The sequence below is a fragment of the Bacillus sp. z14 (2026) genome, from assembly GCF_058313575.1.
In genome coordinates, this window is sequence record NZ_JBZFQK010000004.1 from 65,461 (window position 1) to 81,885 (window position 16,425).

Consider the following 16,425-nt stretch of genomic DNA (forward strand, 5'->3'; position numbering starts at 1 on the left):
TAAATTCACAAAACTTTTTGCTCGAAAAAAGCGCTTTCATAGCAAAAAGAATACTATTTACACTATATTGATAGTGAAATATTTCATTCATCAATAGTTACCGTTGTAATTTTGATTTATAAATAATGAAAACAGGAGGATTTTTGAGGATGATAAATATGTGTAAATCTAAAATAGTTAATGGGGAGAGAGTGTGTTTAGGGCATTTTATAATAGTGAAATAATGAATGAAGGGAAGAAAATAGACTCTCCGAGGAGAGTCTATTTTCTGTTTATTCTTGTTCACCGATAATAGTTTCGGCAATGTTTTTAGCGTGATCGCCGATGCGTTCAAGATTACTTAAAATATCAACGTAAACAAGGCTTGCTTGTGCAGAACAGGATCCATTATTTAAACGGATGACATGCTGCTTTCTTAATTGGCGCTCCATCTTATCGATTTTACGTTCCAATTCGAGTACCTTATAGGCACTTTCCTTATCTTGATTCTCTATTGCCGCCATCGCTTCTTTGACCGCTTCTATAGTTAGTGTGAACATTTGAGACATGCCTTCTGTGGCCTCATCTGTAAATGTTGCTTTATTTGTATTTTTATACTCTGCAAATTCCAGAATATTTTCGAAATGGTCGCCAATGCGTTCGATATCAGTGATGGTATGCATTAGAATATTATGTTCGTCAGATTCATTAGCAGACAGTGAACTTGTGGAGACTTTAACAAGATAATCTGTTATTTTGTGATCTAAATTATTAAGAGCCTCTTCAATTTGATTACCTGTATTCAATGAAGCAGTTTCATTAGTTAACAGGTAGTTATACGTTTCTTCCAATCCTTTAATAGCAAACTCGCCCATTCGCAAAGTTTCCTTTTTCGCCTGTCCAAGTGCAATAGAAGGAGATTGGTCGATGATTCGTTCATCCAGATGCTCTGGTTTATACTCAATAACAGTATCTTTTCCTGGAATGAGTTTAGTAACAATCCACGCATATACACCAATGAATGGAATCATGATCAGTGTGTTTGTAATGTTGAATGTTCCATGTGCAAAGGCAATGGTCATTTCCGGATTTAGTCCAAGTGTTTGTTGGAACCAGCCAATAAGGGACGTAAATGGAACGAGCAAAATCATAAAAATGATTGTACCGAACACATTGAAAAGTATGTGTACACAAGCAGCACGTCTAGCGGCAACTGATGCACCAATCGATGCAAGAAGGGCAGTGATAGTTGTTCCGATGTTATCTCCGAATAGTACCGGTAAGGCACCTTGCAGGTCAATAAGCCCTTCACCAAATAATCCCTGAAGGATTCCGATTGTAGCACTGGAGCTTTGTACTAATAATGTAAAGACTGTTCCTACTACAACACCGAGTATGGAATAATCACTTAAGCTGACAGTTAGATCATGAAACCATTCGAAGGTACGTAGAGGCTTCATTCCACTGCTCATAAGCTCTAGGCCATAGAATAATAAACCGAATCCAAATAGGATTTGACCGAAGTTGTGCAGCTTTTGGTTTTTAAAGAAGAATAATAAAAATGCACCGACAAAGATAATTGGTAATGCATATTCGCCAACATCAATACCGATAATGAAGGCAGTAATGGTTGTACCGATATTTGCCCCCATGATGACACCAATAGCCTGGCGGAGTGTCATAAATCCGGCACTTACCAATCCAACCGTGATAACTGTTGTACCTGAACTACTTTGAATTAAAACTGTAACTAGAATACCAACCAGAATCCCCATAATAGGGTTGGTTGTATATTTATCCAATAGATCTCTTAGTCGATCACCTGCGGATTTTTGGAGTCCATCCCCCATGTATTTGATACCGAATAGGAAGATACCCAATCCGCCGAGAAATTGAAAAAGCATTTCTTGAATACTTACATCCACTGTTTACACCTCAACATTATTTTAGAAAAATATTTTCGATTATCATTATTATTGACAAGAAGTTGAAAGTAAATACTAAACAGTCATATTTAACTATAACTTTACGGTTCCTTTACGTTCGTGTAATTTATCAATAAATTAAAAAAAATATATTATTTTAAAATATAGGTTTTTGAAGAAAAACAGTGTATGGTTACATTGAATTCTGGATAGAATTAATGATTTCTATAATAGATAACAGTACCAGATATGAAAGATATGTATACTCTAAATCCTCAACTGAATGAAGAACAGTAGAAAATATGATAGACTTAATAAACAATATTTTCGGGAGAAGAGGGGGATGATTGGTGTACCTTTCCGTGAAAGAAACAGCAGAATACTTATCATTGCCGGAATCCTATCTTGAAACTCTTATCAAGCAAAAGAAAATCCGGGCTATATTTGACGGGGAGCAGTATTTGATTAACAATGATCAATTCTCCAATTATCAAGAGCAGCTGCAGGAATATAAAAAGCTTTTCCAGGAATGGTTAACTGAACCGATTCCTGAAGATTGGGATGCAAAAGATGAGGATTAATAAAACAGGGGGGCAAATTTTGCCTTCTTTTTTTTGCTTAAATCCTTATCCCATCTTCATTGCCAATTAAACAGTTAGTAACAACCAATCTTTGCATCTAATTGTAATGTCTGCAGTCATTTTTTGATATGATTTATGTAGCGTTCGTAATTATAAAAAATTCTTATTATAGGTAAGCATGCTCCTTTATTGGGGTACTAGTAAGAATATAATGGCACTTTTGAAATTATGATTTTTATTTTGGTAGGCGAGGGAGAGGTTACTTATGAATCTAGCAACAATTGGTACTAGTAGCATTACAGAACAATTTATAGATGCAGTTTTAGAAAGCGATGGTCTTTATCTAAAGGCGATTTATTCAAGAAATTTGGATAAGGCGTCTCGTTTTGCGAATAAGCATGAGGTCGATCTTGTTTTTAATCAGCTGGAGGAACTAGCTAAATGTAAGGAAATCGATATTGTCTATATCGCTTCTCCGAACTCATGTCATTTTGAACAAGCGGTTTTAATGTTAGAAAACGGGAAACATGTCATATGTGAAAAACCGTTATTCTCTAATGTGGCAGAGCTGGATCAGGCATATCAAATCGCTAAAAGGAATAACGTCTATCTTTTTGAAGCCATCAGAACCCTTCATACACCCAACTTCAAGTTACTGCAGGATAATATTAGACGAGTGGGGAGAATTCGTAATATAAACTTACAATATATGAAATACTCTTCCAGATATGATCAACTACTGGAGGGGGAGATTCCTAATATTTTCTCAGCTGATTATTCAGGTGGTGCTTTGGTGGACCTAGGTGTTTATCCTCTTGCCATGGCCTTCGCCCTTTTCGGAAAACCTATCTCGACCAGCTATACTCCAGTTATGCTTGATAGTGGCGTTGATGGAGGAGGAACACTAATCCTCAAGTATTCTGATTTTGTATGTACAATTGTTTGCTCGAAAATAGTTAATTCCTATGGGTCAAATGAAATTCATGGGGAGACGGGGAATATTATCTTTCCTGGATCAGGAACCATTCAAAAGCTTGAGTATATTGATAGAGAAACAAAAGTATGCGAACCCTTTTCAATTCCTCAAAAAGAGAATGATATGGTGTATGAAATTGATACCTTTATCGATATTATCAACCATGATAAACAGCTAGATTATCAAAAGCTAATTGAGATTAGTAGAGGGGTACTGGAAATTACAGAGTACTCCCGAAAAGAAAGTGGAATTGTATTTAGTACAGAAAGAGAATCTGAATAATTTTTTAATAGAAGGCTGCCGGCAGGGCGGTCTTCTATTTTTTATAAGCAGAGATGTTTATTAATTCAAAAAAAATACACAATTTATAGGTTTGTTTTAATTAAGGGGTGGAAAGGTAATAGTGGGAAAAACTTTGCTTTATTCTATTAATCATAAGTTCAAGGAGGAGAAGTGAGCATGATTAGGGACATTATAAACAAAACGTTTTCTATGGGAATTGGAGCAGCTGTAACAAGCAAGGAACAAATTGAAAAATTAGTGGATGAATTGGTGAAAAAGGGTGAAGTAACTCAGGCAGAATCTAAATCAATGGTGGAAGATCTAGTGAAAAAGGGTAATGAAGCCCGGACAGAATTTGAACAACAAATTAATTTAAAGGTTAAGCAACGTCTGGCAGAAATGGATCTTGCCACAAAAGAAGACATTGCACGATTGGAAAATCGAATTGCTTTGTTAGAGGAGAAAAATCAATAACAACACAAGTTTATGAATGAGCAGGTTAGGGGGGAAGCAGATGCTTGAAAAGAGAATACGTCACTTTAATCGGTACCAGGATATCATCCGTGCAATGATTCATAATGGATTTGGATCCATTGCCAAAGAACTGGGATTATCCGATATGCTACCGTTTGGAGGGCAGTGGACGTTTGAAGGCAAGGAGGTTAAAAATCGGCCGGCTGCCGAGCGGATTCGTGCCATTCTTGAGGAATTGGGCCCGACTTTTGTAAAGCTTGGGCAGATGCTGAGTACAAGACCTGATATCGTTCCTCCTTCCGTTATTTTGGAATTGGAAAAGCTGCAGAATCATGTGCCTGCCTTCTCCCCTGAAGAAGTCAAAAAGATTATCGAATCGAATCTGGAAGCAACAATTGATGAACTGTTTTCCGACTTTACAGAAGAAGCATTGGCTGCGGCTTCTATTGGTCAAGTACATAAGGCTGTTCTTCATACAGGGGAAGAGGTCGCTGTAAAGGTGCAACGCCCTAATATCCAGGGTAATATTGAGACAGATCTAGAAATCTTGCATAATATTGCTAGATTGGCAGAAAAGCGATTCAGCTGGGCTAGAGATTATGGCATAAGTGATATAGTGGATGAATTTTCTCAATCCTTACATCAGGAACTGGATTATGGAATTGAGGGAAGAAATTCCGAAAAAATAGCTAATCAATTTATCGATAATGACATAATTAAGATACCATCTATTTATTGGGACTACTCTACTAAGCGAGTATTAACGATGGAATATGTAGAAGGTATTAAAATAAATGAAATCGAAATGCTAGATGAACTTGGGTTTGACAGGCAACTAATCAGTGAGCGCTTTACGGATGCGATGATGAATCAAATCTTAATCAACGGTCTGTTTCATGCAGATCCACATCCAGGCAATGTCCTGATTCAACCTGGAAATCGAATTGTTTTGATTGATTTCGGTAATATTGGACACCTGGATACACGGATAAAGTATGCATTTGCAACATTGATTATTGCCTTAAAACGAGGTAATACGGATAGTGTCATGCGTGCAATCCTGAAGCTGGGCTTCACACCTGATGATATCAATTATGATAAACTGCGATCTGATGTAGAAGAAATTATCGATAAGTATTATGGTCATCCTTTAAATACTTTAAATATGAGTGAAGCAGTGAATGACTTCTTTACATTAACCTACTTACATCATATCCGTATCCCATCTGATTTGACTATGCTGGGTAAAACCTTCCTTGCAGTGGAAGGTGTTGTAGAAACATTGAATCCGGAATTCAATATTATTGATGTAATTGAGCCGTTTGGGGAGAAGTTGATTAAAGAAAGACTGAAGCCTAAAAACCTGGCGGACTCCTTGTGGAACAAAGTAGTGGAATACTCGGATATCCTGGACGAAATGCCTCGCAATATAAATGAATTGATGAATAAGCTGAAAGAAGGTAAATTTCGTGTACAAATAGAAGTGCCGCAACTAGATGTGTTCCTTGGTAAAATGGATAAGGTCGGGAACCAGCTTTCCTATGCGATTATTCTCTTGTCCTTTAGTATTATTATGGCAGGCTTGATTATAGGATCATCATCTAGAGGGAGCGGTTCTATATTATGGCAAGTGCCTATTATTGAAATTGGATCGATTATCGCCACCTTAATGGTACTGTATTTACTTTATTCAATTTTTAAATCGGGCAAATTTTGAGAGGAAGTTTTTAAGTGGGAAACGTAAAGACGAATGCACTGCGCCTTTTAGATCAAAAAGAAATTGAGTATGAAATATTTCAATACGAAAATCGCGATGGGAAAATTGATGGTATTTCCGTTGCAGAGAAGATAGGCCAGGATTATCGTCTTGTCTATAAGACTCTCGTTACCATTTCAGGGACTGGCTCTGTTTATGTATTTGTGATTCCTGTAGATTCAGAGCTAGATTTGAAAAAAGCAGCTAAAGTTTCTGGTGAAAAGAAAGTTGAAATGCTGCCTATGAAAGACATACAAAAATATACGGGGTATATCCGCGGTGGCTGTTCACCGGTTGGGATGAAAAAGCAGTATAAAACATACATAGATGTATCAGCTGAAATTCAGGAAAAAATTATAGTCAGTGCAGGAAAAATAGGAGTGCAAATGAAAGTAAAGGTTGCTGATTTACTTACATCAGTAGTAGATGGCGATTTTGCTGACGTTATACATGGGTGAAAGGTCTGATTAGGGCCTTTTTTTCTTGTAATTTAGGGAGATTAGTAAACAGATACACCGGATTTAATAAGTATTGGGTCCTTATTTTTCTCTGTATGAAGTGATGAGTTCTATTTAATGTTGGGTCAGTAGTTTGTATGTAATGAAAGTCGGGTTTTAAAATATCTGGATAAGACTGTTTACAATTTTTGGGTGAATGCCATATGATAAAGTGGGGATTGAAATTTTTTACATTTGAAATAGGGGGAGCTATATGAATAAGAAATATACCCACTTTGAAACTGCAGCTATCCATGCCGGATATGAATCAAACGAACATCAAGGAAGCCTTTCTATGCCAATCTATCAAACTTCCACCTTTACATTTGAATCTGCTGAACAGGGGGAACAGCGATTTGCCGGTACAGATAATGGATTTATCTATTCGAGATTAGGCAATCCAACCGTACGCTCATTAGAAGAGAAGATAGCAGTATTGGAAGGAGCTGAGGAAGGAATTGCATTTGGGTCTGGTATGGCTGCTGTATCAGCTGTTTTAATGGAACTTACCAAGGCAAATGACCATATTCTATGCTCACTCGGTATTTATGGTTGTACATTCGATTTATTAGTCATGATGAAAGAGAAGTATAACATCCATCATGACTTTAGTCCGATGGAAACAGAGGAACAAATACAGGAGTTAATTAAACCTGAAACAACGTGTATATTTGTTGAAACGCCAATAAACCCAACTATGAGAGTCATTGACTTGGAAATGGTGGCACGGGTGGCTAAAAGAAATGGGATCCCCGTCATTGTGGACAATACATTTCCTTCGCCATACTTGCAACAGCCCCTTCAGCTGGGATGTGACATAGTTGTACACAGTGCAACAAAATATATTTGCGGACATGGGGATGTTGTAGCGGGCTTGGCTGCGGGTTCCCGTGAATTCATATCACGAGTTAGAAAAACAATGTTAAAGGACGTCGGGGGAATTATGGCGCCTTTTGATGCATGGCTATTGTTAAGGGGAATCAAAACCTTGCCAATTCGGATGGACCGTCATAGCGAAAATGCTCAAAAAATTTATGAGAAGCTTAAAGAACATCCAAAAGTTGAGCGGATTTATTATCCTGGAGATAAGCAAAACGTTGGATATGAGGCAGCTATGAAACAAATGCGTCAGCCAGGAGGGATTATCGCTTTCGAAATAAAAGGCAGTAAAGAGGATGCACAAGCCTTCCTTAACAGGATGAAGCTTATTAAAATTGCAGTCAGCTTAGGTGATGTTGAAACATTGATTTGTCACCCGGCTTCAATGACTCATGCTATTATTCCGGAATCTGAACGATTGGAAATGGGTGTTACAGACCAATTGCTGCGTGTATCCGTTGGATTGGAAAACTGGCAAGATCTATGGGGGGATATAAAACAAGCGCTGGGAAATGATTAGGTATAACTATAAAGGGGCTGAATCTTTATTATAGAGATTCAGCCTTTAACGTATGGAGAATAGCTCTTGTTAGGATTTCGATGCCTTCTATTATACAGGAACGATCAAATGTCATATTTGGGTGATGAAGTCCGGGAGTTAAATCAGCACCAAGTGCCAGCATGGTTGCTTTTATGGAAGGGCGAAGTTTCGTATAAAAGTGAAAATCGTCACTTCCGGGAGTTAACACTGTAGGGCTTAATGCTTTATGCCCCATTGTATCCAAAATAGCTTTTTCCATAAACTGAGCCGCCTTGGCGGAGATGATGGAAGCCGGTGTATCTGGATATGGTTCTAGTTGGATATGAATGCGGAAGATTGATTCTAATTGAGCAAAGGTTTGCTTTATTTGCTCTTTAATGATGTTCAGGTCTTCATTTGATTGAGCCCTGGCATCAATTCCAAACAAAGCAGTACCTGGTATAACATTTAAATTTTCATTACCTGTTTCGAATCTGGTGATTTTGATGGAATGTGGTTTCATCGGCGACAGTTTAATTTGTTGAAGCAGCTGATGCATCATAATTAGGACATCTATTGAACTTGTCCCTAAGTGAGGCCGCGCTCCATGTGCATCTTCTCCAATGATTTTTCCTGAAAGATGGTAGGTTGCCCCATGATTGATCGCAGGAGCTGCCATGCCAAGAGGCAGCTCTTCTATTGGACGAAGATGGAGACCGTATAAATAATCAACGTCATCTACAATTCCAAGATTCGTTACAGCCTTGGCACCTTCACCCGTTTCTTCTGCCGGCTGAAAGATAAATCGAACTGTTCCTTTTTCTTTTTCAGTCTCAGTCAATTCTTTGAGCATCAAGGCTACACCCAAAACGATTGACATGTGCGCATCATGTCCGCATGAATGATTAGCTCTAAAGGTTCCATCACATTCCTGCCAAAGGGCATCCATATCCGCTCGTAAAGCAATGACTGGCTTGCCGGAGCCTATTTCAGCAGCTAAACCGGGAAATGAGGGGAAAGCGTTACACTTAACCCCTTCTTCGATTAATCGCTTTTCAATAAAGGCTGCAGTTTCATGCTCTTTCCAGCTTATCTCAGGATGTGAGTGTAAATATTCAAAAATGGAATGTATATAGGGTTCAAGTTGCCTAAGTTTTGTCTTCAAAGTATATGGATCCTTTCATTAGTTGTCCGGCAATACTGTTTAGTAACCTGTTATGATAGTGTACGCATCTTTTGTTGAAAGTTTCCTTCGGATGAAATTGTATATTATTTCAACTATTATAAATACTTAGGTACAATGGATTTAAGGCTGTATGAAGGGGAGAAATAAATGAATACATTAGATGAAATTCTTGCTTATAATCGTGAATTTGTAAACAAGGAAGAATACTTGCCATATGAGACCACTAAATTTCCCGATAAAAAAATGGTTATAGTAAGCTGTATGGACACCAGGCTGGTTGAGTTGTTACCAAAGGCCATGAATATTGCTAACGGAGATGTCAAAATTATAAAGACTGCCGGGGCAATCGTAAATCATCCATTTGGCGGTGTGATGCGTTCCATCATTGTGGCAATTCATGCATTGGGAGCAAGAGAAGTATTTATTGTAGGCCATGAGGATTGCGGTATGGCTGCCATGGATCCAAATCAATTGATTGGACAAATGACTGATAATGGAGTACCTAATGAGACCTTTTCTACTTTGGAGCATGTAGGAATAGATGTGAAGCAGTGGGTTAAGGGCTTCTCTAATGTCCATGAAAGCGTAACGGAAAGTGTTAATCTGGTTAAGAATCATCCGTTAATGCCTGCATATATACCAGTAACGGGAATGGTTATTCATCCATCGACCGGGGAATTATCTGTTGTCGTCAATGGATATGAAAAAGTGAAATCGGAATAAGTTTATTAATGAATGACGTGGGGACACGTCATTTTTTGATTAAAGGGACTGCGACATATTAAAGAATAGTTAGTATTAGACATTTGTTGAAGTCCTTTAACGATAGGGACTAAATACGACGAGTTACATTAATATGTAATTTAAAAACTCGTCAATCATGAATCCGCATCGAATAGGTGCTGCGTAAACATGAATAGCGGGTTTTTTATTTAAATCTGCACTAATCCATCTAGTTTTTCAACTAGATTATCAAGTTCATTAAAGCTATGAGAAATACCGGTTATTAGCTGGTTTTGCTCTTTGATATTAGCGAGAATCTCCTGTGAGGATGCAGAACTTTCCTGTGTAAAGCTGGATATTCGGATAATCTCTGTTGCAATCCTTTGAGATTTGGCTGTAAGCGGATTGAGTATGTTTTGAACTTTATTGGCCTACTTAGAACCCCCCTTGTATAAGAAATATAGAGGGTCTTGGATGACTTTTTGAGGAATATTTTTGAATTTAATTACGGTGTTTTCAGAGGGATATTAGCTAGGGGATTTTTGGAAAGGCGAAATAAATAAGAGCCAGATAAACTGGCTCCATGCTTACTGTTTTTCGGGCTCGTATTTCTTTTCGCTGGAAGAAGTGCTCTTCGTAGCAGTCTTATCTTTTTCTTCAAGATTTTCTTCTCGTAAATCTTCGATAGGAATGGTGTCTACATGCTGTTCATCTTCAAATCTATCGAGCATATGCTCTTTGTCAGTCATTGAGTTTTCAGGATTGTCCATTTTTTTCTTCGATAATGGTTTTTCCTTTGTCATGTGTATTCACTCCCATTGTTCGTTTCTTATTCTATACCCCTATAGAATAAGAATACACATTATTTGGAAGTGAAGGACTCTTTGTGAGTTGAGTAATGGGCTAGCCATTTTCGATTAACTTCAAAACCCATTCCGGCTTGTTCAGGAACTTGAATGACACCGTTCTCGACAATCACGCTAGGGGACGTGATATCTTGCTCCCAATAATGGCTGGAGCTCGAAATGTCACCAGGCAGATTAACCTGTGGCATGGAAGCCAGTGCAATCGTATGGGCTCGGCTAATTCCAGATTCAAGCATACCGCCGCACCAAACGGAAATATTATTGGCTTCACAAAGATGAAGAATTTTAATGGCTTCTGATAAACCGCCGACTCGTCCAATTTTCAAATTAATCACTTTGCAGCTACCCAGAGCAATTGCTTGTTTGGCGTTCTCGAATGATTGAATGCTTTCATCCAGGCATACCGGTGTTGTGATATGTTGCTGAAGAATGGCATGCTCATAAAAATCGTCAAAACGAAGCGGCTGTTCAATCATCATTAAATCAAATTCATCCAGCGCTTTTAGGAGGTCCATATCTGCTAAACAATAGGCTGAATTTGCATCAGCCATAATGGGTAAGTGTGGGTATCTCCTACGAACTGTCCGAATAAGAGAGATGTCCTGACCGGGTTTGATTTTAAGCTTAATTCTCTTATATCCCTGCTCAAGGCTATGATCAATCAGGCGAAATAAATGTTCATCTGAGGTCTGCAGTCCAATACTAACTCCTGTTTCAATCTCATTTTTAGTTCCACCTAAAGCTCTCGATAAGGATTTATTATTTTTCTTCGCATATAAATCCCAAATTGCGCCTTCGAGAGCCGATTTAGCCATTGGATTTTTGCGAACGGGAGAAAAAAGATGCTGAAGTTCATCCGGATGATAGATTGGCTGCTGGATGAGTTTGGGGATTAAAAAATCTTTCATAATATGTGCAGCAGTTTGGAGTGTTTCCTCCGTATACCAAGGTTCTCGGAAGGCAACACATTCACCCCACCCAACCATACCGTCGCAATCAACCATTTCAATAATAATCATTTCTCTATCCTTCAAGCTTCCAAAGCTAGTAGTAAAGGAATTCTTTAGTTCCATTGAAATATAGTGGAGAGTAATCTCTTTAATATTGATAGAAATATCCATTGTAACCGCTCCTTTAATTGTAAGAATACCGTAACATATCTAATTAGCAACGGCAAAATAGAGAGCTATACTATTAATATTTAACTGAATATTCGACCAAATACTGCTATAATTTTAGAAAAAGATAGAAAAAGTGGGGGGATAAGGTATGGGTCATTGGAATACAAAGGAAGGGATTTTGGAGTTATTATACCGCCTTGTAAAAGTGCCAAGTGTAACGGGAACAAGAGGTGAGTTGCGTATGGAGGACGAAATTTCTGCGATCCTTAAGGAAATGCCTTATTTTCAAAATTACCCCGATCAAATATACAGAAAAGAAATTACAGGAGATCTATTAAATCGAAAAGCAGTTGCTGCGTTTTATCAAGGTAGTAAAACGAGTAAAAAAACAATTATACTTTTAAGCCATTATGATGTAGTTGGGGTTGAAGATTACGGACGCCTTGCACCGCTCGCTTTTTCACCATTGGAATGTACAAGTGCAATGGCAGAGGAAAACCTTTCAGTTGATGCCGAGCAGGATTTGAAGTCTGGAGAGTGGATCTTTGGAAGAGGAATTATGGATATGAAAGCCGGACTTGCTATTCAGATGGCTTTACTATCAGAAGCTGCCGAACATGGCAATTTGAAACATAACCTATTATTTTTAGCTACACCGGATGAAGAGAGATATTCGGCCGGAATGTTTGCGGGAGTTGAGTTGATTAAGGGACTCAAGGACCAATATCAACTGGATTTGGAAGTGGCCATTTGCTCGGAGCCGAGTTTTGGTGCATATCCAGGAGACCGTACAAAATATTTTTATACAGGATCTGTGGGTAAGTTATTGCCCTTAATTTTTTGTGTAGGAACTGAAACACATGTGGGCGAACCGCTTGAGGGCATGAATGCCGCCTGGATGGCAGGTGTGATAGCGGAAAGACTGGAGTTATCCTTAGCCTTTTTAGAACAAGAACGCGGGGAACAGAATCCTCTGCCTACGATCTTAAAATTAATGGATCTAAAAGAAGCATATAATGTCCAAACGCCAACTGCAGCATATGTACTAGCTAATATCCTTACGCTAAAGCAAAATCCGGAAGAAGTCATAAACAAGCTGAAAGATATTGGCGAAGAAAGCAGCAGGTATATAGAAGGACGGTTATCAAATATTTATGATTTACTTGGGTATGGAAGACATGGTTCAAGAAAACCTAACCTTAAGCCCAGTGTATATACTTATCAAGAGTTATTTGATAAAGGCTGTAGAGAATATGGCCATATGTTTATGAAAGAAATAAACGCAAAGATTGCATTGCTCGAACAGGACGCAGGCATGAATATGGCCAAATTAACAGCTGAAATTGCAGATGTAGTGGCAGCGTTTTTCAAATCAGAGGCCCCTTTTTATATGATCATGCTCGCTCCACCTTATTATCCACACGTTTATTTGGAAGATGATGAAAGGGATCAGAAAGCAAAAGGTATAGTAGAGCACTGCGTTAGGATCGCTAAAGAGAAATTTAATGAAGAAATAAAGATCATGTCTTATTTTCCAGGGCTTTCCGATGTAAGCTATTGCCGTTTACGTGATCGTGATTTAGTGATGCCGGTGTTAGAAAATGAAATGCCTCTATACGGGAAGGGGTATAATCTTCCGCTTTCTATTATTGGGGAATTGGATATACCAGCCGTAAATATCGGTCCATATGGTAAGGACGCACACAAACGTACAGAAAGGCTGCATATTCCATTTTCCACTGAGGTTGTTCCCAAATTGCTTAAACAAGTGGTCTATGGCTGCCAATAATGATGTTCTTTTTGTACTATATTGCCTCAACTTACCTGCCATAATTCTCGCCTTTCTGTAGAAAATGATAATAAGGGAAGGAGGTAGGATTATGGCGAGAGGTAAAGGTTTTAATCATAAACGTAAAAGTCATCCTGGGAATTTTCCTCACCATGCTGAAACGGGTGGAAATCAGGAACAACATACAAACCACGAACAATATATTGTGACGAAGGAAGCCTTTAAAAATAGATCAGACGTGCATAAATGACAGAATTGTTATATAATGGTATCTATAAAGGCATCTGTATTTAAGAACAGATGCCTTTTATAGTACAGTTTAGCTTTCAGAGTGGATTTTACTATAACAGTTTTATTTACTGTCAAGGGTTCCTGATATTAGAATTATTCGAAAATAGAAAGAAAAGATTGATTTAACAACGTTGTTTTCGATTTCACCAGATTGTCATAATTTACATGTTCACTTTTTCACATATAATGTGTATTATAAGAGTATAGAAAGCTGTTATATAATTTAAAAAAGCTGAACATCTAGAAATTTGAAATAATATTCCTGAACGTAATATTAGGAGGTAAAATAAAATGGCAATGGTTATGGATAATGTAACTAAAAAAGATGCATGGAGAGGCTTTGCTGGAGGAGATTGGCAGAATGAAGTTAACACACGTGACTTCATTATGAAAAACATCACTCCATACACAGGAAACGATGAATTCTTAGAAGGCCCAACAGAAGCTACAAAAGAATTATGGAAGCAAGTAATGGAACTTACTAAACAAGAACGTGAAGCAGGCGGCGTCCTTGATCTTGATTCTAAAATTGTTTCTACTATTACATCACATGGTCCTGGATATTTAAATAAAGAACTTGAAACAATTGTTGGTTTCCAAACAGATAAACCATTCAAACGTTCTCTTCAACCATTCGGTGGTATCCGTATGGCGGTAGCTGCAGCTGAATCTTACGGATTCACAGTAGATGAAGAAGTGCAAAAAATCTTCACTGATTACCGCAAAACACATAACCAAGGTGTATTCGATGCTTATACGGATGAAATGAAGCTTGCTCGTAAGGCTGGTATCATCACTGGTCTTCCAGATGCATACGGACGCGGACGCATCATCGGTGACTACCGTCGTGTAGCATTATACGGTGTAGACTTCTTGATCGCTGAACGTAAGAAAGATTTGAAAAACTACGGATTAAGAACAATGTCCGAAGAAGTTATTCGTCAACGTGAAGAATTAAGCGAGCAAATCCGTGCTTTAGGTGAATTAAAACAATTAGCTGAGATTTATGGTTATGATATCTCTAAACCAGCTACAAATGCAAAAGAAGCAGTACAATGGTTATACTTTGCTTACCTTGCTGCAATTAAAGAACAAAACGGTGCAGCGATGTCACTAGGACGTACATCTTCCTTCCTTGATATTTATATCGAACGTGACCTTCGTGAAGGCACATTAACTGAACAAGAAGCACAAGAGATCATCGATCACTTTGTTATGAAGCTTCGTCTTGTAAAATTTGCTCGTACACCTGATTACAACCAATTGTTCAGTGGAGACCCTACTTGGGTAACAGAATCAATCGGTGGTATGGCATTAGACGGAAGAACACTTGTAACGAAAAACTCTTTCCGTTTCTTGCATACATTAACAAACCTTGGACCAGCTCCAGAACCAAACTTGACTGTATTATGGTCTACGAAGTTCCCAGAAGGGTTCAAACGTTTCTGTGCAAAAATGTCTATCCAAACAAGTGCGATTCAGTACGAAAACGATGACATCATGATCAGAGAATACGGCGATGACTACGGTATTGCTTGCTGTGTATCCGCAATGCGTATCGGTAAACAAATGCAATTCTTCGGAGCACGTGCAAACCTTGCAAAAGCATTGCTTTATGCAATCAACGGTGGGGTGGATGAAAAACTTAAAATTCAAGTTGGACCGAACTTCAAAGCAATTACTTCTGACGTGTTAGATTATGATGAAGTTATGGCTAACTTCGATAGCACAATGGAATGGCTTGCAGAGCTATACATCAATACATTGAATGTAATCCACTACATGCACGACAAGTATAGCTATGAGCGTATTGAAATGGCATTACATGATGTTGAAATCCTTCGCACAATGGCAGCGGGAATTGCTGGATTGTCTGTAGTAGCCGACGCATTAAGTGCGATTAAATATGCACAAGTTAAACCAATCCGTGATGAAAATGGTGTAGCAGTTGACTTTGAAATCATCGGTGATTTCCCTAAATACGGAAACAATGATGATCGCGTAGATAGCATGGCTGTTGAGCTTGTTCGTAACTTTATGACTAAATTGAAAAAGCATAAAACATACCGTAGCTCTGTGCACACACAATCCATTCTTACAATTACTTCTAACGTAGTATATGGTAAGAAAACTGGTAACACTCCAGATGGACGTCGCGCTGGCGAACCATTCGCACCAGGTGCGAACCCAATGCACGGACGTGATACAAAAGGTGCTCTAGCTTCTCTATCTTCTGTATCTAAGCTTCCATACGATTGCTCTTTAGACGGTATTTCTAACACATTCTCTATGGTGCCAAAAGCACTTGGACGTGAAGAAGAGCAACGTGAAGCGAACCTTGCTGCAATCTTGGATGGTTATGCTTCCAAGGAAGGTCACCACTTGAATATCAACGTATTCAATCGTGACACATTGCTAGCTGCTATGGAACATCCAGAAGAGTATCCACAATTAACAATCCGTGTATCTGGATACGCTGTTAACTTCATCAAGTTGACTCGTGAGCAACAAATTGACGTTATCAATCGTACGTTCCACGAAACTATGTAATATAGAAGTACTTGTTACTAGGAGGTCTCC

At 38.4% G+C, this 16,425-nt stretch carries 14 protein-coding genes; 10 read left to right on the forward strand and 4 right to left on the reverse strand.

The features are described from left to right. Positions 1–272: 272 nt before the first annotated feature. Complete coding sequence (locus AC4G3O_RS14335; protein WP_175354313.1) at positions 273–1,904, reverse strand: Na/Pi cotransporter family protein; 1,632 nt, start codon at positions 1,902–1,904, stop codon at positions 273–275. Between the two features lie 350 nt (positions 1,905–2,254). On the opposite strand from AC4G3O_RS14335, the gene AC4G3O_RS14340 reads away from it, so the two are divergent. The 6 genes from AC4G3O_RS14340 to megL all read left to right on the forward strand — a co-directional run bounded on the left by AC4G3O_RS14340 (position 2,255) and on the right by megL (position 7,869). Beyond that, the gene (locus AC4G3O_RS14340) at positions 2,255–2,485 is read left to right on the forward strand and encodes an excisionase family DNA-binding protein (protein WP_066108321.1); all 231 of its coding nucleotides are present in this window, start codon (positions 2,255–2,257) and stop codon (positions 2,483–2,485) included. A gap of 265 nt (positions 2,486–2,750) precedes the next feature. Then, positions 2,751–3,743, forward strand: a complete 993-nt coding sequence (locus AC4G3O_RS14345) for a Gfo/Idh/MocA family protein (protein WP_491136390.1) — start codon at positions 2,751–2,753, stop codon at positions 3,741–3,743. Positions 3,744–3,920: 177 nt separating this feature from the next. Continuing rightward, a complete protein-coding gene (locus AC4G3O_RS14350; RefSeq protein ID WP_225983642.1) occupies positions 3,921–4,217 on the forward strand; it encodes a phasin family protein in 297 nt (98 codons plus the stop codon). Positions 4,218–4,257: 40 nt separating this feature from the next. After that, positions 4,258–5,934 (forward strand): ABC1 kinase family protein, encoded by a 1,677-nt coding sequence (locus tag AC4G3O_RS14355; protein ID WP_066108315.1) that lies wholly within the window; start codon positions 4,258–4,260, stop codon positions 5,932–5,934. 14 nt (positions 5,935–5,948) lie between these two features. After that, positions 5,949–6,431: a Cys-tRNA(Pro) deacylase gene (gene ybaK / locus AC4G3O_RS14360; RefSeq protein WP_066108313.1), complete on the forward strand. Its 483-nt coding sequence runs from the start codon at positions 5,949–5,951 to the stop codon at positions 6,429–6,431. 253 nt (positions 6,432–6,684) lie between these two features. Continuing rightward, complete coding sequence (megL, locus tag AC4G3O_RS14365; RefSeq protein WP_066108311.1) at positions 6,685–7,869, forward strand: methionine gamma-lyase; 1,185 nt, start codon at positions 6,685–6,687, stop codon at positions 7,867–7,869. 28 nt (positions 7,870–7,897) lie between these two features. Here the strand turns inward: megL and AC4G3O_RS14370 are convergent, their stop codons facing one another. After that, complete coding sequence (locus AC4G3O_RS14370; protein WP_066108308.1) at positions 7,898–9,034, reverse strand: amidohydrolase; 1,137 nt, start codon at positions 9,032–9,034, stop codon at positions 7,898–7,900. A 168-nt stretch (positions 9,035–9,202) separates the two neighbouring features. Between AC4G3O_RS14370 and AC4G3O_RS14375 the strand changes: the two genes are divergently transcribed. Beyond that, the gene (locus AC4G3O_RS14375) at positions 9,203–9,778 is read left to right on the forward strand and encodes a beta-class carbonic anhydrase (RefSeq protein ID WP_066108306.1); all 576 of its coding nucleotides are present in this window, start codon (positions 9,203–9,205) and stop codon (positions 9,776–9,778) included. A gap of 587 nt (positions 9,779–10,365) precedes the next feature. On the opposite strand, the gene AC4G3O_RS14380 is transcribed toward AC4G3O_RS14375, so the two are convergent. Together AC4G3O_RS14380 and menC are read right to left on the reverse strand one after the other, a co-directional pair. Beyond that, complete coding sequence (locus AC4G3O_RS14380) at positions 10,366–10,581, reverse strand: YczO family protein (protein ID WP_066108303.1); 216 nt, start codon at positions 10,579–10,581, stop codon at positions 10,366–10,368. 59 nt (positions 10,582–10,640) lie between these two features. Then, a complete protein-coding gene (gene menC, locus AC4G3O_RS14385) occupies positions 10,641–11,765 on the reverse strand; it encodes an o-succinylbenzoate synthase (RefSeq protein ID WP_373925503.1) in 1,125 nt (374 codons plus the stop codon). A gap of 148 nt (positions 11,766–11,913) precedes the next feature. Here menC and AC4G3O_RS14390 point away from each other — a divergent pair, with 148 nt between their 5' ends. From AC4G3O_RS14390 to pflB, 3 genes are all read left to right on the forward strand, one after another. Further along, the gene (locus AC4G3O_RS14390; protein ID WP_066108300.1) at positions 11,914–13,554 is read left to right on the forward strand and encodes a M20/M25/M40 family metallo-hydrolase; all 1,641 of its coding nucleotides are present in this window, start codon (positions 11,914–11,916) and stop codon (positions 13,552–13,554) included. A 91-nt stretch (positions 13,555–13,645) separates the two neighbouring features. Then, positions 13,646–13,804, forward strand: coding sequence for a hypothetical protein (locus AC4G3O_RS14395; protein WP_175354311.1), 159 nt, complete (start codon positions 13,646–13,648; stop codon positions 13,802–13,804). A 332-nt stretch (positions 13,805–14,136) separates the two neighbouring features. Next, a complete protein-coding gene (gene pflB, locus AC4G3O_RS14400; RefSeq protein ID WP_139892733.1) occupies positions 14,137–16,395 on the forward strand; it encodes a formate C-acetyltransferase in 2,259 nt (752 codons plus the stop codon). Positions 16,396–16,425: the final 30 nt, after the last annotated feature.